Below are 26,314 nucleotides of genomic sequence, written 5' to 3'. Positions count from 1 at the left end.
TCTCAAAAGGAGACGAAGCTATTTATAACGCCACATTTAAACGGATGATCAGATGAAAATCATTTGTTTAAGCGCTTTCATTCAGATAAGCCAAATTGACATTATCAGCATTTCAATTGTAAAATTAACTGAAATTTAAGATAATTCTCCCTTAGGAAGGTGTTTAGACGTGTATCGGATTTTAGTAGCAGACGCCATTAAACCAGAAGGACTTGGACCGCTTTCAGAGGCATCCAATATTCATCTCATTCAGAAGACCGTAGAGGAAGCTGCAAACGAACTTGAACAGATCGATGCAATTCTTGTGAGAAGTGCAACAAAAGTTTCGGAAGATTTAATGAACCGTATGCCACAGTTAAAAATTATTGCACGCGCTGGTGTCGGTGTTGATAACATAGACATCCCCGCAGCGACAAAACGCGGGATTGTCGTGGTTAATGCACCTGACGGCAACACCATATCAACAGCTGAACATACATTCGCGATGATGGCTTCATTAATGCGCCACATTCCGCAAGCTTATGCTTCATTGAAAAATGGGGAGTGGAAACGTTCTTCATATACGGGAACTGAACTTCGTGGTAAAACATTAGGCATAGTTGGCTTTGGGCGCATCGGAGGGGAAATTGCCAAACGCGCTAAAGCGTTTGGCATGGATGTCATTGTCTATGACCCGTTCCTGACTGTAGATCGAGCAAAGAAAATGTCCGTAACGGCCCTGTCATTGGATGAATTGCTTCCTAAAGCAGACATCATTACTGTTCATACACCACTAACGAATGAAACTAGAGGATTAATTAATAAAGAAAAACTGCTTACCTGTAAAAAAGGGGTTTATGTACTGAACTGTGCCCGTGGTGGAATTCTGGACGAAGATGATTTATATGAAATGATAGTTGAAGGGCATGTTGCCGGGGCGGCACTGGACGTTTTCGTCGAAGAACCTCCACTTGGCCATAAACTGCTGGAACTGGACAGCGTCATTGCTACGCCGCATCTAGGTGCTTCCACGAAAGAAGCCCAATTAAATGTCGCCGTACAGGTTGCCCAAGAAGTATTGACATATTTCGAAGGAAATCCAGTCTCAAGTTCAATCAACCTTCCAGCCATATCCAAAGAGGTGTTTGAAAAGGTACAGCCATTCCATCAACTTGTTCAGCAAATGGGATCGATTGCTTCACAGTGCATGAATGAAGGAATTCAGGAAATCTCCGTTACATATGCAGGAGAATCTTTGGATTTCGATACTGCGATTCTTACAAAAAGTCTAATCTCCGGCTTTTTAAGGTCAAGAGTTGATGCATCAGTCAATGAAGTGAATGCCTTGTTGATCGCAAAAGAGCGCGGCATAACCATTGGTGAAAAAATCTCTACGGACTCTTTAGGTTACTCGAATTTGATCAGCCTTAAAGTAAAAGGTGACAACCGAGAATTAACAATAAGTGGGACCTATATCGAAAATTACGGTTCTCGAATTGTAAGTTTGAATGGTTTCAAAATTGACTTTCATCCAGAATCGAATTTACTTTATATCCAGCATACCGATAAACCCGGTGTAATCGGTAACGTAGGTAAGGTCCTGGGTGATCATGGAGTGAATATCGCCACCATGCAGGTTGGCCGAAAAGAAGCTGGCGGTGAAGCCATCATGGTTTTGAGCTTCGATTTACCCTTAGAAGACAACATGAAACAGTTTTTAATGGAAACAGAAGAAATTACGTTCATGGCCCGTATTTCATTATAAGAAGAAAAAGTGCCCGCAGCGTGGGCACTTTTTTCTGTTAATGCATTCAATTCACTTGGTTCGGTGCTTCCGGCACCATTATGTCTTCAGTTAATTTCAGCTTTCCCACCTCTTCAATAGGAGCATTTTCAAACTTCACTTTTTCAAAACCAAAATCCTTAGCTATGAAGAGTATGGCTTCTAAAGCTTGAAGGGTTTCCTCACTATTTTCAATAACAGCTTGATCTGATAGGTGAATGATCACAAGATCTCCATTAGAGCTTATCCTTTCCCATTTCAGGTCATGGGGGATTGCAGGTGAAATTCCCTCGATGTCCGCCTCCCCTTTTCCGGCTTGCAGCGCCTCCTCAAAGTCCCGATAACCCATATTGCTTGGAACAAGGAAACTTGGAGAGGACTCATCCCTTTGATAAAGAAGGTATGTGCGTTTTTTTTGATGAGGTATATCCATCTCCTTTAAATATCCGGCATGTGCAAACCTGGCACCTTGCTTACCTTCTGTGGAAAATGTCATTTTCTCTATATTGTTATAGGAAAGCGTTTCTTCCATCGAATGGAGAAAAAGTGTATCTTCAGCCAACAGTTGGCTTTTTTCTGGAAAATCAATATGGGCAGTGTTTATATCGTTTCCTTGGCTAATCTTTATATCAAGCGGAAAATAGTCAGATAGCCCATATTGCGCTTCATCGATATCGGACATTTGATTAACTAACTGATTCAGTGTATCGCTTTCATCATGATGTTTAAGTTTAATTGAAATGGGAACGATGAAATTCATTTGATCATCTGGGACACCCATCGTAATGATCGAGGCATTTTTAAGGTCATCCTGGTAGATCGCTTGTTCAAATGCTTTTTCCTTTTCCCCTTTTCGCGGTTCCATTTCTGAAAACTTGTCTTTGGATTCTATTTTCGCTTGGTTACTCGAAAACTCTTGGTCTTCTTGTTTATCTTCTGAGGGCTTTTCTTGGTTACTTGTATCCTTCCGTTCAAGATCTGCCATTTCCTTACTTTCAGATAGAGATAATTTCCCACTGCTGCCGCTGTCTTCTCGACTTGTCGTTCCTTTTTTTTCTATAATGAACGATGATGCCAAAACAACCATTAAGAATAAGGAGGCAACACCCGCGAATAGAGGTATCCAGTGTTTCCTTTTCTTTTTATCATGTATTCTCGCATACACCTCTGCCTTGGTTCGGTCATCTTTTAATTTCGGAAGTTCGCGCAGCATGTCTTCAATTTCGCTTTCTTTCCAACGGGATCTCCTCAATGCGGTGGCCCTCCTTTCCTGATAAATCTTCCATCAACTTTTTAATGGCCTTCAAAGCTCGGTGCTGGGTCGTTTTTACCTTACTTTCACTCCAATTCAATACTTCAGCAGTTTCCGTAATGGACAATCCCTGAATATATCGTAAAATGATCACGGATCTTTGATTCGTGGTACACCGGTTTAAGCATTGGTAAATATCTTGGATTTCATCGTTCTTGATAGCCACTTCCTCGGGAATGGGCTCTTCATCTTTTAACAATTGCCTATCCCAATCAAAATTAGGAAAGATTTTGTCTTTCCACCCTTTTTGTTTCCGAAAGTGATCAATCGTCACATTTCTTGCAATCGAATACATCCACGTTTTTTCACTGCTTTTTCCTTCGAAGCGTTCATAGGCCTTCATCACCCGGATATAAACCTCCTGAACAAGGTCTTCGGCGGTTTCTCGATTTTTAGTCATATAAAAAATGAATTGATATATTTCCTGATGATATTTTTCATAAAGATCGTGGAAAACGGAATCCATCATTTCCCCACATCCGTTCATAAATATAGTCGTCAATCCTGAACAAAAGTTACATACTTCGGCTTTAATCTTATTATAAAATTCCGTTAATTTCCACATATGGTACTTCTTATTTTGTTTCCTAAAAAAACAAAGACAATGGAAAGAAATCCAATTGCCTTTGTCTTCGCAGTTCTTTATGAATCAAGATTATCTGGCGGTCCACCTGTCATTCATTCAGCGTTTTCCATAATTCGAGGCAAAATGATACTGAACGTCGTACCTTTATTAGGTAAACTGTTTACCGAAATGTAGCCATCATGGGCATTGATTATATTTTTTACGATTGCCAAACCCAATCCGGTACCCGCACGGCCGCGGGTCCTTGCTTTATCCGCTTTATAAAACCTCTCGAATACAAAAGGCAGATCTTCTTCGGGAATTCCAGATCCAGAGTCCTTCACATCAATGATCAGTCCCCTTCGATCACTTGTCCTCTGAATGACATCAATGTTACCGCCTGGGGGAGTATGACGAATCGCATTATCAATTAAATTGGTCAAAACCTGTTCAATGCGGTCCGGATCGAAATGCCATTGAATCTGATTGTCTTGCAGGCTGGCTGATATTGTAATCCCTTTATCTTTAGCCAGCCCAGAAAACTTACTTGTAATCCTCTTTAAATAAGGAGAAATAGGTACGCATTCATAGCTAAGATTCATTTTACCCGATTCCAATTTAGCTAGATCGAGAAGATCATTGACTAAACGTCCCATTCTCAAAGATTCATCATAGATGATGCGGGCCATTTCCACCTTTTCCTCTTCACTGCCCGCAATGTCATCTACAATCGCTTCACTATATCCTTGCAACATTGAAATCGGGGTCCTTAACTCATGGGAGACATTCGCTATGAAATCAGTCCTGAGTTTGTCCATACGTCTTTCATCACTCATATCCCTTATGATGGCCACCGCTCCCCGAATATTGTCGCCATTTGTATATAGCGGACTGACAATCAATCCCCAATTGCGGCCCTGCAAGGTAATTTCACCGACTTGTTCCTTATCGAAGGACTCTGATTCATCAAAAAGATTCATCAAAACCAAAGGGACATTCACATTATCTTCCCGGTTATAGCCCTTTTCAAAATACCAAGATTGTAGAAACCTTTCCGCTGGCGGATTCGTTTCAAGAATTGTGCCGTCTTTATTGAAGGTGATGACCCCATCTGCCATACTGCTAAGAATGCTGGAGAGATGTTCCTTTTCCTGACTAAGTGCATTCATATTGAATTTCAGTTGCTTCCTCATCTGATTAAACGCTATGGCCAGCTCACCGATTTCATCTTGAGTCAGTATTGGAACCTTTGTATCAAATTTCCCCCGGGCAATCGCTAGGGCAGCTTCCCTCATTTTCACCAATGGAGCATTGATTCTTGTAGATAAAAAGAAAGCAAAAATCGTTGTCAAAATAATGGCGATGCCTGCTGCCAATAAAATGAACTGTGTAGTGGATTTGGTGGTTTCCTCCATGGACTCCAACGATTGAAATAAGAACACTTCATCCTGTTCCCCATTCAATTCAAGCGGAATGCCTACCACGATTGCGGATAAGCCCTCGTTTCCCGCATCATCTGATAGCGCCATTTCCTTTTTTACAGTCTTTCTTTCCGTAAAAACCTTGAGCAATTCGGGGTCATTTTTAATGAGTTCCGGCGTGATTTCAAACTCATTATCTCCACCGATGGATGAGAATACCATTTTGTCATCATTAAGAATGATCATTTTCGTTTCATTGCCTATTAATTCCGAAGCTATTTGTAATACCTCATTGCTGGATCCCTGATGTTCATTGGTCACCTTAATGATTTGTTCAGCCGTTTTGGTTAAATCATTTTCAATATTTTCAATTTGGAAATTCTCAAAGAATTCGACCAGCAGAACGGTTAAAACAATTAATACAAACGACACGAGCAATAGGATCGTTGCCCATAGCTTCCCTACAACACTGCCCCATAGCATCAGTCATTAATGACTTCGAACTTGTAACCTACACCCCAAACGGTCACAATCATCTTGGCTGCGTTTTCGGATATGCGGTTTAATTTTTCACGCAAGCGTTTAACATGCGTGTCTACAGTTCGAAGATCTCCAAAGAATTCATAGTGCCATACTTCTTTTAACAATTGCTCCCGGTCAAAAACCTTATCTGGGGATTTCGCCAAGAAATATAACAATTCATATTCTTTCGGTGTTAATGAAACCTCTTTGTTATCAGCAAGTACACGGTGGGCATCATTATCTATTGTTAGATGCGAGAAGACGATCACATCTTTTGCCGTCGTTTCCGTCTGCATGTAACCTGTGCTTGAAGAGCGACGCAATAGAGCTTTAACCCTTAACACGACTTCACGGGGACTGAACGGCTTTACGATATAATCATCGGTCCCCACTTCGAATCCTTGAACACGGTTCACTTCTTCCCCTTTAGCCGTCAGCATGATAATTGGAGTCGTTTTCTTTTCCCTTAATTCACGGCAAACTTCGATTCCATCTTTCCCAGGCATCATAATATCCAATAAAATTAAATCATAATCATTTTCAAGGGCTTTTGTTAAAGCCATATCTCCATTTTCAGCTTCATCGATTATGTATTCTTCCCTTTCCAAATACATCTTTAGCAGCCGGCGGATTCTTTCCTCATCATCCACCACGAGAATTTTAATAGCGTTATACATTATGTAATCAGCCTCCTATCATATATTCTACAAAATGAATACTTCATTGACTAATACTTTTTCCTTACATCGTACGATAAAGAGCCGATTTCACAAGGCTTCCATGAACCTTTCACCATTTTGTCACAAAAAAGACTCCGACCGTCCATCAAGAATGAATAAATGCTATTTCACCCGAAATATTGAATGATATTGACAGAAAAAGGGATCATTCTCTAGAAAAATCGATAAGCCAACTCTCGACGTTTCTATCAAAAGACCCCCTTCATCTAAACATTACAATACAGAATCAAGCATATGAATGCAAACCAGCAATAACAAGATTGACGAAAATCAGGTTAAACATGATGATGGCAAAACCGATGACGGCAAGCCAAGCCGATTTTTCCCCTTGCCACCCCTTTGACATCCGCAGATGCAAGAAAGCCGCATAAAACAACCAAGTAACCAATGCCCAGACCTCTTTCGGATCCCAGCCCCAGAATCGTGTCCAGGCCACTTGAGCCCAGATCATTGCAAAAATGAGGGCACCGAGTGTAAAGATCGGAAAACCGATAAGGACCGAACGATAACTAATCTCGTCCAATAAATTCAAATTCACATTTTTAACGATCGGTTTAATCAAAGCTGCCACTCTTTTGCGAGCAATCAACCTTATTAAACCATACAGGACAAGTCCCATGCCGAATGACCAAAGAACAGTATTCAGTTTCTTGGCATTGATCAGTGCAGGCATGTCCACCAGCGGTTCAAATCGATCCGTCTCGATGAGTTTCCCTTCATTGGGACCTACCAATGCCGGCAGGTTGAATTCCTGTTTGACTTCGGCACCTTTTTTATCGACCCAATCAAAATTCGCCTTATAATCCATGGCAGCAAAAGAAGAAGTGATGATGACGAAACCGATGGTGCAGACCAATGTGAACATGATGACTTCAAGCCAGAACGTTCTTTTGCTTGATTGTGTCTGATCAACGAACTTGATTAAATAAATGATGGCAGTAACGAAACTTATGGCAAGGATCGACTGTCCTGCCGCTGCGGTCGTTACATGAATATGGAGCCAATCACTCTGCAAAGCAGGGATGAGTGGCGAAATTTCTGTAGGGAACATACTTGCATAAGCGATTATCAATAATGCAATCGGTAAAGCGAATAGCCCAAGGGCAGGTGTTTTATAAAGAAAATAAATTAATATGAAAGCACCGACCAGCATCATTCCGAAAAAGGTCGTAAATTCAAACAGGTTACTTACCGGGGCATGTCCGGCAGCAATCCATCTAGTGATGAAATACCCAATTTGCGCAGCAAACCCGATAATGGTGACGAAAATGCCCAGTTTTGCCCATTTGTTTTGTTTCTTTTCCTCCGCACCGCGTTTATCCTTGATCGATCCCCCGAATAAAAAGGTGGCGATCAGATATAAAATGAAAGCTGCATATAAAAGGTTACTGCTTAATTCAGCCATTTAATACTTCCCCCTTACTAGAAGATTTCTCCTCTTCAAGTTGATCCATTGGTTCGGAAAGTGATGTTGATTCTATCGCTTGTTTTATATCTCTTTTAATGCCGTGCCAGTTTTTGTTTGTATGGCCGGCCAAAAGTATCTCATCATCTTTCCTCTTAATCCATATACGCCGATGATTCCAATAAGACCCTTGGACAACGCCGATCATGAAGATGATTCCACCCGTGAATAAGATCCAAAGGGTTAAATCCTTCCTGACGGTCAAAGCCGTGACATCTTGGGTTTCCACACCATTAAAAGCCATTTTATAAGTGTTTTCCCCTAAAGGCTCCACAGTCTCCTTAATCGCTACGAAACTGACTTCACCCTCTGGCTTATCCGGAGTATGCATCTTAAAGATAAATGCTGGATTATTCGGAATCTTCGATATCGTTCTAGGTTCACCTTTTTCATCGAACTCGAAATCAGGGAAGTAACTGATCAAGTCAACGGAATATCCTTCTTTCAACTCGTATTTCTTTTGAGGGTTGTTCAAATCAACCTTTAAGCTTCCATATTTCTCTTCGGTTTTTTTATTTATCAAATTAAACGCCATCGTACTCAGCTCATCCAATTTATAGTCTACTTGGTAGAGGGCATAATGATCATGTTTCAGAGGTTCATTGACTTTGATTTTATAATCTTTAAGCTTATCAAGGTCCACTTTTTCCCCTGGTAAGGTTTCTCCCTTGCGCTCATATAGCGTAACATCGGATTGATATGTTTTTGCGATCGTACCGGTTTTATCAATTGCAGCACTGTACTGCTTATCTTCTTCACTCTCTTTGTCATACACCTCTAAGGTAAATTCATTATTCTGAAGATAGTATTCACCATTTGTACCGGGGATTTCTTTCCTCTCGCCTTCACGCAGCCAAAGTACTTTGTCGATATACATCCCAGGGACGGAACGCAATAATGCTCCAATTAAGAAAATGATAAGTCCTATATGATTGACATAAGGTCCCCAACGTGAAAAACGACCTTTTTCGGCAAGTATATGACCGTTTTCCTCTCGTATATGATAACGCTGCCTTTTTAGCCTATCCTTTACTTCCTCAAGGTTGATATTGTGGTCTTCAAGCTTTGTCACCCCATAAATCCGCTGACGTTTCATGAAACCGTCATGACGTGTAACCCCTTGCTTTTTTAACGATCGATATAACGGAAAGAACCGGTCGATACTGGCAATCAAAAGTGATATGCCCAGCATGCCTATGATAATCAAATACCACCATGAACTATACAAGTTATGAAACCCGAGTTCATAATACACCCTTCCGAACCAGCCATATTCCAGTTCATAATGTTCTGCAGGCGTCGCGGTTGAAGGGATGTACATTTCCTGGGGTAAAATCGTCCCGATAGCTGAAGCGATCAAAGCAATGACAATGAGCGTCACCCCGACCTTAACGGAAGAAAAGAAATTCCATATTTTATCGATGATCGTTTTTTTATATGTTTGTGAACGCCTGGCACTTCCTTCATATCTCATATCAATAAGCTTGTTCTCTTTTTCGTTACCAAGCACCATTCCGCATTTCCCGCATATCTTTGTGCCAAACGGATTTACATGACCACAATCGCATTTTACTTCTTTCATGTCAAAAACTCCCCAATATTATGGTTTAATTCTCTCCATATGCTTTTGGATGCTCTCTTCTGTCAAAGCTCCGGTGATGATATCTATCACTTTCCCCTCTTTATCAACCAAAAAGGAGACAGGCAATATATCCACGCGGTAAGCATTTTCCACTTCCCTGCCTTTATCGATCATGACAGGAAATGTAAGATCATGCTTTGTAATGAAATTATTGACAGCATAGTCAGATTCCCCGACGTTAACGGCCAATATCTCAACACCCTGGTCTTTAAAGTTTTTATATTGATTTTCCATATAAGGCATTTCATATTCACACGGCTTGCAATATGTACCCCAAAAGTTCAGGAAGACGCCTTTTCCCTTGTAATCTGAAAGTTTATGCTCTTTACCTTCCATATCAGTCAAGACGAAATTGGGTGCATCGGATCCTTTTCTCAGGCTTTCATTCTTATCTTTAGTGAAGTTCGTATAAAGGGCAAACACTAAAGCTGCACCTAAAAGCAGGAGAATGATGGTTCTGCTAATGAGGCGTCGCTTCTTTTTATCCATAGAGATCCTCCTAAGGCCACACTAAATTTAACCATACCATTATACCATTTAACGCCATGTCCTTTATATTTACATTTCTGAAGGTTTTGTGACATTCTTTCCCGATTCATGAAGGAAAAGGTATTTACAGGTTGTTTTCCACCACCCATTTCTTCCATCGGAAGAATGGGGTAGTGGTTTCAACCTATCAATACGGGAAAAATACTAGCTTACATTCTCCGCTGTTTAGGCTCGGTCGTTGCTAAAGTCCGCATTAATTTAACTTCATGTGGAGTCAGCTCCCGGGAATCCCCTGCAGTTAAACCGTCCAAGGTCAAGAAACCATATTGTTCCCTCTTCAATTTAATGACGGGATGGCCAATTGCTTCGAACATCCGGCGGACTTGCCTATTCCTGCCTTCATGTATTGTGATTTCAACTATGGCCGTTTCCTTTTTCTTGTCGGTAGACAATACCCTTGTCTTGGCCGGCGCAGTCTTGCCATCCTCCAACTTGATACCCTTATCCAGCTTTTTCAAGCTTTCACGCAAAGGCATCCCTTTCACTTTTGCCACATACACTTTATCCACTTCATGCTTCGGATGCATTAACGTGTTTGCGAATTCCCCGTCATTGGTTAAAATCAACAAGCCCGAAGTATCGTAATCCAAGCGGCCAACTGGATAAATCCGTTCATTGATGTAAGGGAAAAAGTCCGTTACGACTTTTCTGTTCTTATCATCAGAAACGGCCGAAATGACGCCGCGCGGTTTATAGAATAGGAAATAAACCGGAGCTTCTTTTTCAAGCGGGACTTCATTAACCTCAACCTTGTCATTAGGCCCCACTTTCACACCTAATTCCTTCACTACTTTGCCGTTCACTTTTACCTTACCTTCTAAAATCAACTCTTCTGCTTTACGGCGGGAAGCCAGTCCAGCATGTGCTATCACCTTTTGTAATCGTTCCATCTATCTTCACCCCATAGTATAATCATTCGTTTGTTATTGTCTATACATACACAATCATACAATTATTACATATTGAGAGGCAAAAACAAAAGGTTTTTCGCGATTAAGAGCTTTTCTTTTATTATTACACCAATAATGGGACGGTTAAATGGTTTGGTTTCCATAATGAGTGTAACATAGCTTATTTTTCCATACAAAAAAATGTTTCTTTTGATGAAAGTTTGAATACACCTTAATAATGGAGGGCTGCTTTTAAGAAAAAAGACAAAAAAAAAGAAATGGAATCGTCCATTTCCCTACCTTTTAATTCATACCGAAAACCAGTGTGACGACAATAACGGCAGCTATGATTCCAATCAAGTCTGCCAAAAGGCCGACCTTAAGGGCATCACCCATTTTTTTGATTCCGACGGCTCCAAAATAAACGGTCAATACATAGAAGGTGGTATCTGTACTTCCCTGAATCGTGGCAGCCAAGCGGCCAACAAAGGAATCCGGTCCATAAACCGATATCAGGTCGCTGGTGATTCCTAAAGCCGCTGTTCCGGATATTGGTCTAATAATCGCAAGGGGTAAAACCTCAGACGGGAAATGAAGAAAGGAAAGCAAGGGGTGCAGGGATTGTACAATGAAATCCAAGGCCCCTGATGCCCTAAATACTGAAATCGCCACAAGCATCCCTACCAGGAAAGGAATAAGGGAAAAAGACATGCTGATTCCTTCTTTCCCCCCCTCAACGAAGGTCTCATAGGTGGGAACTCTTTTCAATGTGCCGTACAGTAATATGCAGAGAATCAAAATCGGTATCATCCAAATTGAAATGGTAGTCATCCAGTGCAACATCCTATTCCCTCCCGTTCCTCTTTCTCCTGTAATAAAAATATCGATCTATCGCGATTCCTCCAACGGCAGAAATGGCCGTTGCTATTATGGTCGGAAAAACGATGTCCGTCGGGGAGTGGGCATCGTAATTCATGCGGATCGCAATGACAGTAGTTGGAATCAACGTTACGCTTGATGTATTGATTGCTAAAAAAGTGACCATCGAGCGGCTGACCGTTGCTTTTCCTCCATTTAGTTTCTTTAGCTGTTCCATGGCTTTTATACCAAGAGGCGTAGCTGCATTCCCCAATCCGAATGTGTTTGCCATCATATTGGAAAGTATATACCCCATAGCGGGATGATTAGGAGGAACTTCTGGGAACAGCCATCTCATGAACGGCTTGAACAAGTTGGATAGTTTATCTAACAGCCCCGATTCCTCCGCTATTTTCATCAGACCCAGCCAAAAAACAAGTATGCTCATCAATCCCAGACAGAGGGTGACCGCTTCCTTTGCGCTAACAAAAAGAGCTTCATTCACCTGTTCCATCGTCCCATTAACCATGCCAAAGACAATACCGATCACAAACATCCCGAACCAAATGTAATTAACCATTTCGTCCGATTCCCAATACTGCTTCAAATACTTCAGCCCATGAAGATTGGAATGATTGTTGCTTGAAGCTTTCTTTTGCTTCCCCATAAAAAATTGACCGAGTGCCTATTTTCTTCCCATCAAGATAGATGGATGCTCTGCCGACCACTTCCGGGATTTTCCTTTTATCATCCCAAGCCTTCTGGGGCTTCAACAATTTCATTTTCACTTTGACCAATTCTCTCTCTTCGTTTGTAAGTGGGTATGAAAAATCATTTTTAATGTAGACATGTCCTTTATATATTTTATTTTCCATGTTTTCCACCATGCCTGCAGGTAAAATTTCTGTTGGCTTATAATCCTTAAAGGCGGATTCGTACATGTGAATATGATCATTCCAATCATCCGGACCATTCAATGTCACAGCAATCAGGTCATGCTCGTTTTTGGTTGCCGTCGTGACCAAGGTACGTTTTGCTAGTTTCGTATACCCTGTTTTCCCCCCTGTGCAATACTCATATAATTGTGTAAGTAGGCGATTTTTGTTCTTCCATACATAATCCCATTGTTCTGTGGAATTAGGCGCCCTGTGCTCCTTTGTTCCGGCAATCTTCTCATACGTTTCATTTTGCATGGCATAACGAGTGAGGATGGCCATATCATAGGCGGTTGAATAATGGTTCTTCGTATTATCCAAACCATGTGGATTTGAAAAATGGGTATTTTTCATCCCTATTTCTTCCGCCTTTTGGTTCATCATCCAGACGAATCCATCCAGGCTTCCTCCAACCTTTTCGCTGATTGCCACTGCTGCATCATTACCTGAACGAAGCATCAAGCCATATACCAAATCTTCGAGCTTAATTTTTTCTCCTTCTTTTAAGTAAAGGGAAGATCCCTCCGTCCCGAAGGCATTGCTGCTCACCTTCACTGTCTCATCCATTTGTCCCGATTCAATGGCCAAGATAGCCGTCATTATTTTCGTAATGCTTGCTATGCGATTCTTTTCATGAGCATTCACTTCATAAATGACCCTTCCGCTATCCTCATCCATTAAAATCGCACTATGGGCACTTACGGATACATTTGCATTGGCGCTTTGTACAGGAGCCATAAAAGACAATAGGAGAATGACGATACACAAACTCGATAACCCTTTATATAGAAAACGCATGAGTGCCCCCTCGTCTCTTTACTTGTTTTTGTACAAGTTTATGCAAAGGGACAAGTGTTATGAATAAAAGAATCTAAACCTTCCTGATATCCACTGTTTTCAATGGAGAATTTCCATAAAAAAAAATCGATAGGGACCCCTATCGATTTAGTGTTCTATTATACTAATAAGGCAGCGATTTCATCAATTTTCTTAGCTCCGAATACGACTTCTTCATCATTGATGATCATGGCCGGCACGCTCATGACTTTATATTTCTTCTTGATTTCCTGGAAATTGCTTATATCGACCATTTCAGCTTCAACGTTAGGGTTTTCAATCGCTATGCGCTGTGCACCCACAACAACGTCTGGACAGTAGTGACATGCCAATGAAACCATGACCTTAATGTTCGCTTTTTTACTGATTCCCTTAATTGAATTCAATACGGCTGAATCCAATGCTTGACCAGGTCCGGCCAGGTTATAGATGGCCAAAATGAAGGAATTCAACTCATGGCCGCCTGGTACACCATGGAATTTGACGCCACTGTATTCACCATTTGAATTTAAGAGGGCAACGACAGGGAACTTATCCGCATTGATTTTTTCTTCGATTTCCGCATTTTCCCCTTTTTTGTATAACTCAAGATGAAGCTTATCTCCTAATTCCGCAACATCCAACAAGAAGTCTCGCAATTCGACTGATTTTGGCAAACTTTCATCGACAATGGACACCATTGTAACGTCGCTCTCCATCTTACCGAAGATTCCCTTTAATTGGCCACGTAACGCATCACTTAATAAAGCGCTCTTGCCTGCTGGGACAGCGGCCTGTTCTTTTTTCGCCAGTTTTTCAACTTCAGGTTCATCTTTGATTCCCAGGCGATCTTTTTCTTCCTCAATATATTTGCCGGCATCCGTTGCTGCAATCGCTCCATCAGATACAGCTGTGATAATCTGGCGCAAGGATTTTGGCCTTAGGTCGCCCGCCGCATAGACACCATTCACATTAGTCTTCATATCATCATCGGTTAAAATGTAACCAGCATCATCCATTTCGATATGGCCCTTGAATATCTCTGTTTTCGGCTCGTAACCTATGAAAACGAATACGCCAAATGTATTGTCTTCTTCCTTCGCCTTATATTCAAATTCTTCTTTGGTAACGTTATTGATGAAACGTGCACTTTGAATCATCCCGTCTCCATGAACCCCAAGGATTTCCGTATTGAATTTCACTTCAATCTTATCATTTGCCATTACTTTATCAACAATGGACGGGGCACACGAGAAGCTTGATTCACGGGCGATAATTGTAACTTTTGTAGCAAAACGTGTCAGGAATATCGCTTCTTCAGCTGCTGCATATCCTGCCCCGATAACGAAAACTTCCAACCCTTCAAAGAATTCACCATCACATGTTGAACAATAAGCTACACCGCGGCCAGTGAATTCCTCTTCACCTGGGAATCCTAGCGTTCTTGGTGTAGCACCCGTTGCAATGATGATGGCGCGTGCATGGTAGTCCCCACCAAGGGTTTTAACCACTTTCACATCACCGGAGAAATCCACACCCGTTACATCAGCTTTGGCGAATTCCACGCCAAAATCTTCGTTTTGAAGCTTCATTTCTTCAACTAATCTAGGACCCGATATATGACGGATACCAGGATAATTGGCTATTTCCGATGTAGTTGCAGCTTGTCCGCCGCCAGTTCCTTTTTCAAGAATTATCGTCTTTAGCTTGGCTCTTCCTGCATAAACGCCAGCTGAGAGGCCTGCAGGACCCCCGCCAATAATTAATAAATCATATATTTTTTTCATCTTTTGTGCTCCTTGCTGATTGATATTACTTGCTAAACTGTTATTTTGACAAACAAAAGGCACTTATTTTAAGTAAGTGCCTTTTGTCATTAGATCTTGTCGGACGAAATGTCCCAGTAATCATAATCAAAACTGGTTATGTCCATTAATTGAAGAAATGGACCATCCCATAAAAATTAAAGCTTACCTACTAGGTCCAGGCTTGGTTCAAGAGTATCTTCACCTGGTGTCCATTTTGCAGGGCAAACTTTATCCCCATGTTCCGCAACGAATTGTGCAGCTTGAACTTTTCTTACAAGTTCTTCAGCATTACGGCCAATTCCTAGGTCATTGACTTCGTATGCTTTAATTTGTCCTTCTGGATTTACGATGAAAGTTCCACGTAGAGCCAATCCATCTTCTTCAATCAATACACCGAATTGACGGGATAAAACGTTTGCTGGGTCAGCTAACATTGGATATTGGATTTTTCCGATTGTATCAGTAGCATCAGCCCATCCTTTGTGGCTGAAATGAGTATCTGTTGAAACTGAGTAAACTTCGCAACCAATTTCCTTGAATGTTTCATAGTTATCTTGAAGATCGGCTAATTCAGTTGGACATACGAAAGAGAAGTCAGCTGGGTAGAAAAAGAATACTGCCCATTTCCCTTTAACATCTTCAAGTGTAACTTCTTTGAATTCTCCTGCATGGTAAGCTTGTACTTTAAAATCTTCAACTTGTTTATTGATCAATGACATAATAAATTCCTCCAATAGCTATTTTTTTATCTGCTCCTATTTATAATAATTATTAAATAGAAATTAGTCAATAAATATACCTTAATAATTTTTAAGTTCACAAATTGGTCACAGTTTTTATATTAATATAAATTAATTATTTTTAAAATCCCATAGTACTTCAAATTAGCATTTCCAACACATTTCCAATATTATTTCTAGGATACAAATAAAGACACATGCTCATTATTTCGTGAGATGATTTCCTCTCCTTTTCAATCTAATTATAATATCCAAATGAGAATCCCATAAGTAGCTTTCAAATAAAATTTTCAGGTCTCCCTTCATATCTTTCCCATATTCCCCCTAAAAAATTCTTGTTTCGAAATTTCAAGCAAAAAAAACGAACCTTGACGGCCCGTTTAGTTGTATTGGTTCTCCAAAGACATTTTATATTTTATCAGTTATTGCTTTTTCCAAATAAGCTTTTTCGCTTCGGTGAACCTTACGGCTATTTTCGGCCAGTTTACAACGTCCCACCATTTGTCCACATAGCCTGCCCGATTATTTTTATATTGCAGGTAATAAGCATGTTCCCATACATCAAGAACAAGGATAGGGATCGTATCCCACTGGGTCAAAACCATGTGCAATTCCGATTGAAGTATTTCTAGCCGCCGCGCACGCGGAGACCAGACTAATATCGCCCAGCCAACACCTTCTACTTGTTTGGCAGCCTCACTAAAATGACTTTTAAAAGCTGCAAAGCTTCCAAAATCCTTCTCAATCTGTTTAAGTAAATCCCCCCTTGGCTGTCCGCCCCCTCCAGGAATCATCACTTCCCAGAACAGCGTATGGAGATAATGGCCTGATCCATGAAAGGCTGCTTCCTTTTCCCAATGTTTCAACAAGGAAAAATCATTCGTTTCTCTCGCTTTTTTCATCATCAATTCCGCTTTATTCAGACCATCGACATATGCTTGATGATGTTTATCATGGTGCAGATACATGATTTCCCTTGAAATCGTCGGTTCCAACGCTTCATAGGCATAAGGTAACGGCGGTAGCGTATGCTTCCCAATCGGCACTGATTGCCTTTCCTGTATATTGAATTCTCTAGTGAGTTCTTCAATTTCCTCGTAGACCCGAGCCATCTCTTCTTCAATCAGGACCATATCCTCATAATCCATTTCTTCCGTATCCATATTCTTCGCCAATCCGGAAAGCCGTTCAATGTTTGACAGCAACGGCGAATCGGTGATATCGATCTTCTCAAGATATTCCATCACTCCATCAACCCAATCACTTACCTCTTTAGCATAATCTCTTACCTCAGACATCTTGCAACCTCCCCCTATTCCCCATGCACATAAATCATCAAAGTATTTTATGTTTCGATTAAGCGGAGATTCCATTTATAGCTAAAAAAAACAGCAAGGCTTATTAAGCCTTGCTGTTTCATTATCTTGACTGCAACATTTTCGTCCGGTAATCCGTTTCATAAAACTCCAATTCTTCACGCATGGTCTGGAATCCACTTTCCACGGCTTTCAGAATGGATATTATGCTGTCAGGTACACTTTGGTGAAATTTAATCGAGTTTTTTCCTGTATAGGCAGACCTGCTGTCCTCAAACCACCGATCTGATTTTGGGGAAAAGTATTCTTCGATACATTGATGATAAACTCTATAAAGCGTCTTTTCAGCTGCAGCTTTATTGAAAACATCATTTTTCAGAACGATTTGGCAAGCCTCCAAGCCCTCTTCACAACTTACAAGCATTCTTCTTAAACTTGAAAGGATTCCTTTATAATAGGCTTCATCCCCGCTTTTTTCTTCTTGCAGCTTAGAATAGGTCGTCTCATTTATAAATTCTTCCAGTTGAGCCACTGTCGTTTCCAAAAAGCCCTTTACATCCTCAAGCTGAGATTTTACCAATGTATTCCCCAACCGTGAACCCTCCTCAAATTGATTAAGATTGAATATAATAGTCAACATGTGATTCTATATCATATGGTTTAGCTTGGTCAATAGATATAAACACTTTCTCCAATTTTTCAAAATCTATATTTTCGAAATAACCAGCCAGCTCTTTTTCTGCATTTATATATATTCGTTTTCGGTTAACCAGGCTCGGGTCTTTGAGTAGACAGACCAAGGCGATGATGTCAGCCATATAAATATCTCTGTTAAGGCTTTTGAATAGGGGGTTGGCGGGATATGGGGTCCAAAGAGTGACCATCTCATCAAAATAGCGAAGATACAGTACATTCAGCGTCTTTTCTTCTCCATCCTTTATGTATTGTAAAACGGATCGATTAAAAAAGTCCTCAGGTGAATTTGACTTTTCCTTTTCAAGCCCAAATCCATTGCATGCTACAATTCGCACCCGCAATCCCCCCGCATTCATTTTTTTCTATATTATCACAATTCAAAGAAAAATGTTATTCGATTGTTTGCTGAAATTTTTCAAAAAACAAATCGGCTTCACCACTTTCAAAGCTATCATCCGAATTATCGGCGAGAGGCGGTAATTCATCTATGGAATTCAGGCCGAAGTAATCCAAAAACTCTTTTGTTGTCCCATATAAATAAGCCCTGCCCGAGCCTTCAGCACGTCCGACTTCTTTAATTAAGACTTTGGTGACAAGTGTATGAATGGGGCGTTCCGTTTTCACTCCGCGTATTTCATCAATTTCAGCTCTAGTAATCGGCTGCTTATAAGCAATGATTGCGAGTGTTTCCAATGCCGCCTGGGATAAGCCTTGAGTGCTTGATGTTTCGACTAGTCTTTTCAAGTAATCCGAGTGCTCTTTTTTTGTCGTCATTTGATAAACGCCCGCTATTTCGATCACTTGAATCCCGCGAACATCCGATACATATTCTTCCTTTAAACTTTCAACGATGTCCGTTGCTTGATATTCCGTAATTTCCAGGACCGAGGCAATTTGTTTGACAGAGAGCCCTTCATCTCCGGCAGCAAACAATAATGCCTCAAGAATCCCTTTCCAATTAATAACTTCCAACTGGTTCTACACCTTCCTTAGCAGCAATCATGATTTCCGAAAAATTATCTTCTTGTTCAACGATGATTTCATTAAGTTTCATCAGTTCCAGCACCGCCATGAAAGTGATGACGATATGCTCCTTGAGCGGGTTCGAAAACAGTTCAAAAAAACTTTTCTTCCCTTTAATGGACTGTAACTCAATCTTGATTTCATCCATTCGTTTCTCTATCGATATCTCTTGTTTTGTTACTTTCGTGTAAAGCGGCTTTTGAATTTTTTGCCTTCTCAGCAATTTCTGCAGAGCCCCCAACATATCATATAGACTTATATTCAACTCTTGTTTATCACTTTCCGCTTCTTTAACATAAACAGATAGATCACTTGGGGGTTTGGTGAACATCAAACTTCTTTCTTCTTCCATCCCTTTAAATTCTTCGGCTGCATTTTTATACTTTTTATATTCTAATAGTTTTTCCACAAGCTCATCCCGTGGATCTTCCTCAAATATTTCCCCATCTTCATCAATCATTTGCTCATCTTCATGCTTTGGAAGCAGCATTTTACTCTTGATGGCAAGCAGTGTTGCAGCCATCACCAGATATTCGCTGGCCACATCCAATTCCAGATGCTGCATCGTATGGATGTAACCTAGGTATTGATCTGTAATATCAGCCATCGGAATATCGTAGATGTCTATTTCAAGGCGATTGATCAAATGCAGGAGTAAATCCATCGGCCCTTCGAAAGCGTCAATTTTTATGTTATAACCCATTAAATTACCTCATTTAAATCTAATTGGCCGATATAGACCTATTTCTTTTACTAATCAAGTATAGTGGATTGCCGCCCTTTATCCAAATAATAATTTACTGCCCATAGAAAAGTTTTTATTTGGGATTACCGTCAAATGGGTCGGTGCCCAATCACATTCTGAAATCCAACATAACCTAGAAATGTAAGAATAGCAGAACAAAGGAGGTACTCATTATGGGTGCAGGTGGTTTTGGAAACGGCGGCGGTTTCGCGTTTATTGTAGTATTGTTCATTTTATTAGTTATCGTCGGTGCTTCTTGGTGTTAATGGGAGACTGATGAATCAGCTGATTGCCTTGCAATCAGCTTTCTTTATTTTCCAAGAAAAAATTCTATGCTAAACTTAGTGAGTATACATAGCGGATGTTAAGCTATAAGAAAATGGCTTTTTGCCATACTTAGTTTATTCCATCAAACAAAAGGGGTGCTCCTATTGACTTACGCGGAAGACTACCTTTCTTTCCTTGTCCATTTCCATGGAACAAGGGATTACTTCGAATGTCATGAAATCCTTGAAGAATATTGGAAGGAAACCGCACCAAAAGAGCGTGACTCCCATTGGGTCGGGCTCATTCAGATTGCGGTTGCCCTGTATCATGATCGCAGGGGAAACAAAAAAGGGGCTGCAAGGACCTTGTCTAAAGCCTTGGCAAATCTCCACCTAAAAAAGGCCGAGCTCCTGAAGTTGGGACTCGATCCAGAACGACTGTTCAAATTGCTCGAGGATACCCATGAGCGAATGTTATCACAAAATCCATATAAAAGCATCAATCTGCCAATATCGGATCAAAGACTGATCAAAAAATGCCAATCCATGTGTTTGCAAGAAGGATTCATATGGGGGGCGGATAGCGACATGGCCAATACATCGATAGTTGATAAGCACCTAATGCGTGACCGTTCGGATGTCATTTCAGAAAGGGCTCGACAGCTATCCCTTCGAAAAACAAGAATGGAGGACCGCCATTAAAGGCGGTCCTCCATTCAAGCTTTCATATTCAGAAATCTTCACACCTGTCAAGAAAGCTTTCCGTAAACTCATTTGCTTTTAATTCTTTGTCAGGATATTGCTCCTTGATGGCCCTGACCATCGTTTTACCGATACCTTGCTTCCGGAAGGATGGATTTACAGATATATGTTGTATCTCAATGTGGGTTGGAGAGACTTCTATACCGATCAGGCCCGTAATCTCTTCATCTTTCCATAAGAACAGCTGTAGGTTTTCATCCGTTTCATAATTCTTCATCGTATTCCGAAGCGTTTTTATCTCTTTTTCATTTGGCATGAAAGATAATAATCCCATGGCAAACTTCTCATAACTTTTCTTATACTTAATCAACATAATATCCCTCGTTACTAAATAACGTTTTTATTATCTTCCTGTTTCCAATTAATTTGCTTTGAATAATATTCCTCACATATAACATTTACATCATACATAAAAATTCCGTTCGTTTCAACATCACTTTCAGCACTTGATTTATCAATGGGCTATGTGCTAAGCGATAAACAGCCAGTATACGATTCCCCACATCAAAGCGATAATAAGCATCATAAGTAAAAGAGTCTTATTACTTTTCCTCATCCCATACTCCCTTTATGAATGGTCCAAATATTTAAATAACGAATTCATTCTACTATAACTTAACACAATCTGACAAATATCCTTGCAATCTTGCTTCAATTTTACTACATTGGTAAAGTGATCTAGGTTCATAGAGTGCCAACTTAGGTATAAAAGACAAAAGATACACCCAACTTCTTCGTTAAAATGAACGTAGCTATTTGGCTATAAATTTTTTTCAGGAATATATGTATCTTTTTTAGCCTTTGTTTCGTCAAATACTATGAATCTGATTTAAAGTGCCGCCCTTTTTTGAAAGATTCCCAATTCAGCAGGAAAGTTAAGGAGGATTATCATGAAAAAAATGAATAAATGGGTCATTGTAACCATTTTATTATGTCTATTATTGCCATATAAGGCTTTTGCAGATGCAGCTGTTGGTGAAATGATCGTCACACTTGGTGAGAATTTGACAAATGAACAAAAAAATATGATTTTATCAGAAATGAAAGCACCCAATGATGTTGAGGTTTTAACCGTTACAAATGCGGAGGAACATGAATACTTAGGAGACTATATCGCTAGCCGTCTAATCGGTACAAAAGCGATTTCATCCTCTGCGATTACTTTGGAGGAAAAAGGTACCGGTCTTAAACTGGAGTCGAAAAACATTAACTGGGTTTCCGATGAAATGTATATCAATGCACTGGCTACTGCAGGAGTAAAAGATGCTACCATTTATGTCACCGCACCTATACCTGTTTCCGGTACAGCGGCTTTGACAGGAGTCATTAAAGCCTATGAGATATCTGCCGACAAGAAGATTCCTGAAGATGTGAAACAGGCAGCGAATGAAGAAATGGTGAAAACAGCAAAATTGGGTGACGAAATCGGTACGGAAGAAGCCTCTGCACTTGTTACGAAAATCAAAGAGGAAATGGCTGCAAACCCACCAGCCAATACTGAAGAGGTCCGCGAGGTTGTCGAGTCTTCAGCAAAAGACCTTGGAATCGCCTTAAATGAAGATCAAATTCAAAGTTTAATTGATTTATTCAATAAGCTAAAAGAATTGAATATTGATTGGAACGCTGTCGGTGATCAGCTGACTGCAGCTAAAGATAAACTTTCCAATTTTCTTGAATCCGAAGAGGGTCAATCATTTCTGGATAAATTGAAAGAAGTGTTCAGTAGTTTAATAGACGCGATCAAATCACTTTTCAGCTGATTCAAATAAAAAAAGGATGGCCAATGCCATCCTTTTTTCTATTCTTTGACGACTGCCGCTTCATGAAGGGCCAAGTCCAAATGGATAAGATCTTCGTAAGTTTCGCGTTTGATGACCAACCGGGCTTCTCCCTTTTCGGCAAAGACGACAGCCGGTCTCGGAATGCGATTGTAATTATTCGACATGGAGTATCCATATGCCCCTGTACAAAATACCGCCAAGACATCACCGCGGCCGGCTTTTGGCAATGGTAAATCCCAAATCAACATATCTCCGCTTTCACAGCATTTGCCGGCAATGGACACTGTCTCCTCCACAGGGTCGAGCGGCCGGTTTGCAAGAATGGCATCATATTTAGCTTCGTAAAGAGCGGGACGTATATTATCACTCATGCCCCCATCTACGGCAATATATTTACGGACATTAGGAACTTCCTTTTCAGAACCCACCTTGTACAGTGTCACACCGGCGTCTCCGACCAATGAACGGCCAGGTTCGATCCAGATTTCAGGCATCACTAAATCAGAATCAGCAATTAGGTTCTGCACTTCCCTAACGATCTCCTCAACATATTGAGACGCGGGTAGCGGGTCATCCTCTTGTGTATACCGGATCCCGAATCCCCCTCCGAGATTCAATACCTGTGGTTGAAACCCTACCGAACCGTGCCAATCACTCAGCTTGCCGATAATTTTTTGGGCTGCCAGAAGGAAACCGGTCGTTTGAAAGATTTGGGAACCGATATGGCAGTGCAATCCAAGAACTTCCAGAAACTTACTATGAAGCGCTTGTCGAAGGGCAGCTTCGGCCTGGCCGTTAATAAGATCAAAACCAAATTTCGAATCTTCTTGCCCTGTCAAAATATAATCATGCGTATGGGCTTCAATACCCGGTGTTACACGAAGAAGGATTTTCATCTTTTGTTCACGGTTTGTACAAATTTCTTCCAACAGTGTCAACTCTGAAAAATTATCGACTACTATACAGCCAATGTCATGATCCAAAGCCATATGTAGCTCTTCTTCACTTTTGTTATTTCCATGGAAGTGAATCCGTTCTGTTGGGAAATTTGCCTTAATTGCCGTATATAATTCCCCCGCTGAGACAACATCGAGAGACAGTCCCTCTTGCTCAGCCAACTGGATCATGGCAATCGAAGAAAAGGCCTTACTTGCGTAAGCAACTTGTGCTGAAACCCCCAATTCCTCAAAAGTTCTCTTGAACCCCCTCGCCCGTTCGCGAATTAGCTCTACATCATAAACATATAATGGTGTTCCAAATTGTTCGATCAATTCGATCGTGTCCACTCCGCCAATCTCCAGATGTCCACGTTCATTGACACCACCGGTTCCGTACAAATGCATGATAGCCTCACCTTCCTGACTTAAAACTATTAATAAGAAATGAGGCAGCCTCAAATAAAGAAAACCCGCTGTAAAAGGTCCTCTATATAATCCTGCCTCATCCGAATCAATTATCCCATGTAAATATTGTTATCTATGACTGCTTAGTAGTTCGAAGGGAAAGACAGATTGTTTAAACTCCAAAGAGTCATAGTAGCTTTATCTCTTTGTTAAGCCCAACTTTATCGCTTTATCCGAATAAAAATAAATTACCACAACTTTTCGACAACATCAACCTTTAGATTTTCTCGGCTGTCTATATAGATCTTGGGGATGTACAATGCTCGGACGTTCTATAGTACCAGGATAAGGTCTTCTTAATATTATATGTGACAAGGCCTTCGGCTGAAACGGGAGAAGCGGCCATAAATAAGGTGTATTTAATGTTTTTATACTAGTGAGCATGATCAAATAGAGTGTGATGCCTATGACTAAACCAGGCACTTTAAATAATGCGACCAAGACTATCAATACTAAACGGGTAATTTTATTTGCAACTCCTAGTTCTAAACTCGGAGTGACAAATGTACCTATTGTCGCTACGGAAGCATAGAGAACCACTTCAGGAACAAATAGGCCAACATCTATCGCTATCTGTCCTATCAAAACCGCCGCAACCAAGCCCATTGCCGTGGAAAGCGGGGTCGGGGTATGGACGGCTGCCATCCTTAAAAATTCTATCCCAATATCGGAAATGAAGATTTGGATCACAATGGGTATATGTGTTTTTTCATTCGGCCCGATAAACTCGAACTTCTCCGGCAGGAGGGAAGGCTCTAAACAGAACAATAACCATATCGGCAGCAAGAATAACGAAACGAAAATCCCAAGAAAACGGACCCAGCGCACCAAGGTACCGACCGCAGGTGCCTGCCGATACTCCTCGGCGTGTTGCATGTGATGAAAAAGGGTGGACGGGGTAATGATGACACTCGGTGAAGTATCCACATAAATAAGGACATGACCCTCAAGCAAATGCGTTGCCGCCACATCGGCCCGTTCCGTATATCTGACAAGCGGGTATGGGTTATACCTTTGCTTTACGATGAACTCTTCGATCGTTTTATCAGACATCGTGATGCCATCAACCTCAATATTATTCAATTCCTTACGAACGATTTCTATTAAATCCGGATCGGCAATATCTTTAATGTAGCCGATGGATATATCCGATTTCGATCGTTCCCCCACATGCAACATTTCGAAACGCAATCTTTCATCCCGGATTCTTCGTCTGGTTATCGCTGTGTTAATGATGATATTCTCGACAAAACCATCCCTTGATCCACGGACGACTTTTTCGGTATCGGGTTCTACTGGCTGTCTCCCGGGATAACTCCTGACATCCACGACCAGCCCTATTGGTTTACCATCAACAACAACGACGATTAAACCGGATAATACCTGATCAACAAGCTCATCCATCGTCTTTATTTCCTGAACGGATTGGTGTACGAGCAAGTCTTTGACTACATCAAAAACTTTAGTAGACACGATATCGGCATTTTTGTTATGAATGAGAGAATCGAGGATATCAATGATGTACTCCGTATCCGTCAGTCCGTTTATATAGTAAAGATGTACATCTTTTCTTAAGACCTTTATCTTTCTTACTCCTAAGTCAAAGCTAACGCCTAGACCTACTTTCTCTTCCATGTATGCGTCAACTTCCGCTACCCTACTCGGAATCGGCATCATGTTTTCAGGTTTTTCTGAAGTCACCATGACCACTTCTTTCCAATATGATTTCCACCGCTAGCTTCGTTATCGGTGCTCCTCTTTTAAAATCGTCCTGATGGGACATTTTTCCGATATCCCCTATCCCAACTACTATGGGAACATGTAATTGATCGATGCAATACACCGTATCTCCTGTTATCTTCCCCAGTTCAAATTCCTCGGCGCCGTATTTATCGACCCCGTTCGGTGTCAAATTACCATCACGGTCAATACAGATATCCACCTTGGTCCACTCTTCCCTTCTAGTCTTTGAAGCGACCGCTATCACGCCAAGGACATCAATATCAGGGTGTCCGGCAACTACCTTCATTGCCTGTTCGCCTGATCCTTCTCCTATAAAACCGCTATCATCAAACATGACCAATACAGGATCATACTTCGCCTTTTTTATTAATTCAACTAACTCCAATCCCGTATATCGTGATGGATTACCTTGGGACATGGAGATACATCTTCCCCCTATTTCCTTGGCTACATGCTCGACAGCCCGTTTCGCATACTCATCTCCATCCGTAATCAATATCACTTTTCGTTTGGTCACCATCTTGGGCCTTCCTTTCATCATCAGGAATAGTTAC

Annotated in this window: 26 protein-coding genes; 4 read left to right on the top strand and 22 right to left on the bottom strand. The window is 40.9% G+C overall.

The features are described 5' to 3' along the window. Positions 1-169: 169 nt before the first annotated feature. Positions 170-1,744: a phosphoglycerate dehydrogenase gene (serA, locus tag J7I96_RS23085; RefSeq protein ID WP_214772101.1), complete on the top strand. Its 1,575-nt coding sequence runs from the start codon at positions 170-172 to the stop codon at positions 1,742-1,744. Positions 1,745-1,790: 46 nt separating this feature from the next. Here the strand turns inward: serA and J7I96_RS23080 are convergent, their stop codons facing one another. The 18 genes from J7I96_RS23080 to J7I96_RS22995 form a co-directional block, all read right to left on the bottom strand. Then, positions 1,791-3,014, bottom strand: coding sequence for a GerMN domain-containing protein (locus tag J7I96_RS23080; protein ID WP_214772103.1), 1,224 nt, complete (start codon positions 3,012-3,014; stop codon positions 1,791-1,793). Next, complete coding sequence (sigX, locus tag J7I96_RS23075) at positions 2,980-3,540, bottom strand: RNA polymerase sigma factor SigX (RefSeq protein WP_048680217.1); 561 nt, start codon at positions 3,538-3,540, stop codon at positions 2,980-2,982. The genes J7I96_RS23080 and sigX overlap by 35 nt, the downstream gene beginning before the upstream one ends. Positions 3,541-3,752: 212 nt before the next feature. Then, the gene (locus J7I96_RS23070) at positions 3,753-5,546 is read right to left on the bottom strand and encodes an ATP-binding protein (protein ID WP_214772174.1); all 1,794 of its coding nucleotides are present in this window, start codon (positions 5,544-5,546) and stop codon (positions 3,753-3,755) included. Beyond that, a complete protein-coding gene (locus J7I96_RS23065; RefSeq protein WP_034308096.1) occupies positions 5,543-6,259 on the bottom strand; it encodes a response regulator in 717 nt (238 codons plus the stop codon). Before J7I96_RS23065 ends, J7I96_RS23070 begins: the two co-directional genes overlap by 4 nt. A 289-nt stretch (positions 6,260-6,548) precedes the next feature. Next, positions 6,549-7,727 (bottom strand): c-type cytochrome biogenesis protein CcsB, encoded by a 1,179-nt coding sequence (ccsB, locus tag J7I96_RS23060; protein ID WP_034308099.1) that lies wholly within the window; start codon positions 7,725-7,727, stop codon positions 6,549-6,551. Further along, complete coding sequence (resB, locus tag J7I96_RS23055; RefSeq protein WP_214772105.1) at positions 7,720-9,369, bottom strand: cytochrome c biogenesis protein ResB; 1,650 nt, start codon at positions 9,367-9,369, stop codon at positions 7,720-7,722. The genes ccsB and resB overlap by 8 nt, the downstream gene beginning before the upstream one ends. Positions 9,370-9,387: 18 nt before the next feature. Then, positions 9,388-9,918 carry a thiol-disulfide oxidoreductase ResA gene (resA, locus tag J7I96_RS23050; RefSeq protein WP_034308103.1) on the bottom strand — a complete coding sequence of 177 codons (531 nt, stop codon included), beginning with the start codon at positions 9,916-9,918 and terminating at the stop codon, positions 9,388-9,390. 209 nt (positions 9,919-10,127) lie between these two features. After that, positions 10,128-10,868 (bottom strand): 23S rRNA pseudouridine(2605) synthase RluB, encoded by a 741-nt coding sequence (rluB, locus tag J7I96_RS23045; protein ID WP_034308106.1) that lies wholly within the window; start codon positions 10,866-10,868, stop codon positions 10,128-10,130. A gap of 303 nt (positions 10,869-11,171) precedes the next feature. Further along, on the bottom strand, positions 11,172-11,699 hold the full coding sequence (locus J7I96_RS23040; RefSeq protein WP_396020129.1) for a spore maturation protein: 528 nt from the start codon (positions 11,697-11,699) through the stop codon (positions 11,172-11,174). A gap of 13 nt (positions 11,700-11,712) precedes the next feature. After that, on the bottom strand, positions 11,713-12,306 hold the full coding sequence (locus J7I96_RS23035; protein ID WP_101222457.1) for a nucleoside recognition domain-containing protein: 594 nt from the start codon (positions 12,304-12,306) through the stop codon (positions 11,713-11,715). Then, entirely contained in the window at positions 12,299-13,459 is a 1,161-nt protein-coding gene (locus tag J7I96_RS23030; protein WP_214923436.1) for a D-alanyl-D-alanine carboxypeptidase family protein, read from the bottom strand. Before J7I96_RS23030 ends, J7I96_RS23035 begins: the two co-directional genes overlap by 8 nt. Before the next feature lie 158 nt (positions 13,460-13,617). Further along, positions 13,618-15,264 carry an FAD-dependent oxidoreductase gene (locus tag J7I96_RS23025; RefSeq protein WP_214923434.1) on the bottom strand — a complete coding sequence of 549 codons (1,647 nt, stop codon included), beginning with the start codon at positions 15,262-15,264 and terminating at the stop codon, positions 13,618-13,620. A gap of 176 nt (positions 15,265-15,440) precedes the next feature. Beyond that, positions 15,441-16,004 carry an alkyl hydroperoxide reductase subunit C gene (ahpC, locus tag J7I96_RS23020; RefSeq protein ID WP_034308115.1) on the bottom strand — a complete coding sequence of 188 codons (564 nt, stop codon included), beginning with the start codon at positions 16,002-16,004 and terminating at the stop codon, positions 15,441-15,443. Positions 16,005-16,447: 443 nt separating this feature from the next. After that, positions 16,448-17,323 (bottom strand): superoxide dismutase, encoded by an 876-nt coding sequence (locus J7I96_RS23015; RefSeq protein WP_214923432.1) that lies wholly within the window; start codon positions 17,321-17,323, stop codon positions 16,448-16,450. A gap of 121 nt (positions 17,324-17,444) precedes the next feature. Continuing rightward, positions 17,445-17,933 (bottom strand): YpuI family protein, encoded by a 489-nt coding sequence (locus J7I96_RS23010; RefSeq protein ID WP_214923430.1) that lies wholly within the window; start codon positions 17,931-17,933, stop codon positions 17,445-17,447. A gap of 22 nt (positions 17,934-17,955) precedes the next feature. Beyond that, the gene (locus J7I96_RS23005) at positions 17,956-18,372 is read right to left on the bottom strand and encodes a hypothetical protein (RefSeq protein ID WP_214923426.1); all 417 of its coding nucleotides are present in this window, start codon (positions 18,370-18,372) and stop codon (positions 17,956-17,958) included. A 55-nt stretch (positions 18,373-18,427) separates the two neighbouring features. Then, positions 18,428-19,009 carry an SMC-Scp complex subunit ScpB gene (scpB, locus tag J7I96_RS23000; protein ID WP_034308120.1) on the bottom strand — a complete coding sequence of 194 codons (582 nt, stop codon included), beginning with the start codon at positions 19,007-19,009 and terminating at the stop codon, positions 18,428-18,430. After that, positions 18,996-19,763, bottom strand: coding sequence for a segregation/condensation protein A (locus J7I96_RS22995; RefSeq protein WP_214923423.1), 768 nt, complete (start codon positions 19,761-19,763; stop codon positions 18,996-18,998). The genes scpB and J7I96_RS22995 overlap by 14 nt, the downstream gene beginning before the upstream one ends. Before the next feature lie 215 nt (positions 19,764-19,978). On the opposite strand from J7I96_RS22995, the gene J7I96_RS22990 reads away from it, so the two are divergent. Together J7I96_RS22990 and J7I96_RS22985 are read left to right on the top strand one after the other, a co-directional pair. After that, positions 19,979-20,071 carry a YjcZ family sporulation protein gene (locus tag J7I96_RS22990; RefSeq protein WP_072273196.1) on the top strand — a complete coding sequence of 31 codons (93 nt, stop codon included), beginning with the start codon at positions 19,979-19,981 and terminating at the stop codon, positions 20,069-20,071. A gap of 165 nt (positions 20,072-20,236) precedes the next feature. Next, complete coding sequence (locus J7I96_RS22985; protein ID WP_214923421.1) at positions 20,237-20,773, top strand: DUF309 domain-containing protein; 537 nt, start codon at positions 20,237-20,239, stop codon at positions 20,771-20,773. A gap of 28 nt (positions 20,774-20,801) precedes the next feature. Here J7I96_RS22985 and J7I96_RS22980 read toward each other — a convergent pair whose 3' ends face one another. Beyond that, positions 20,802-21,146, bottom strand: a complete 345-nt coding sequence (locus tag J7I96_RS22980; RefSeq protein ID WP_034308124.1) for a GNAT family N-acetyltransferase — start codon at positions 21,144-21,146, stop codon at positions 20,802-20,804. A gap of 577 nt (positions 21,147-21,723) precedes the next feature. On the opposite strand from J7I96_RS22980, the gene J7I96_RS22975 reads away from it, so the two are divergent. Next, the gene (locus J7I96_RS22975) at positions 21,724-22,593 is read left to right on the top strand and encodes a DUF1002 domain-containing protein (RefSeq protein ID WP_251025251.1); all 870 of its coding nucleotides are present in this window, start codon (positions 21,724-21,726) and stop codon (positions 22,591-22,593) included. Positions 22,594-22,631: 38 nt separating this feature from the next. Here J7I96_RS22975 and lysA read toward each other — a convergent pair whose 3' ends face one another. From lysA to spoVAEA, 3 genes are all read right to left on the bottom strand, one after another. Next, positions 22,632-23,957, bottom strand: coding sequence for a diaminopimelate decarboxylase (gene lysA / locus J7I96_RS22970; protein WP_214772118.1), 1,326 nt, complete (start codon positions 23,955-23,957; stop codon positions 22,632-22,634). A 270-nt stretch (positions 23,958-24,227) separates the two neighbouring features. Then, positions 24,228-25,694, bottom strand: a complete 1,467-nt coding sequence (locus tag J7I96_RS22965) for a spore germination protein (RefSeq protein WP_251025269.1) — start codon at positions 25,692-25,694, stop codon at positions 24,228-24,230. Between the two features lie 4 nt (positions 25,695-25,698). Then, positions 25,699-26,280 carry a stage V sporulation protein SpoVABEA gene (gene spoVAEA, locus J7I96_RS22960; RefSeq protein ID WP_214772121.1) on the bottom strand — a complete coding sequence of 194 codons (582 nt, stop codon included), beginning with the start codon at positions 26,278-26,280 and terminating at the stop codon, positions 25,699-25,701. Positions 26,281-26,314 lie beyond the last annotated feature (34 nt).

The organism is Bacillus sp. ISL-78 (assembly GCF_018613455.1).
Taxonomy (GTDB): Bacteria; Bacillota; Bacilli; order Bacillales; family DSM-1321; genus Peribacillus; species Peribacillus frigoritolerans.
Note: the sequence above shows the minus strand (reverse complement) of the source record. Positions and strands in the feature narration are given on the sequence as shown.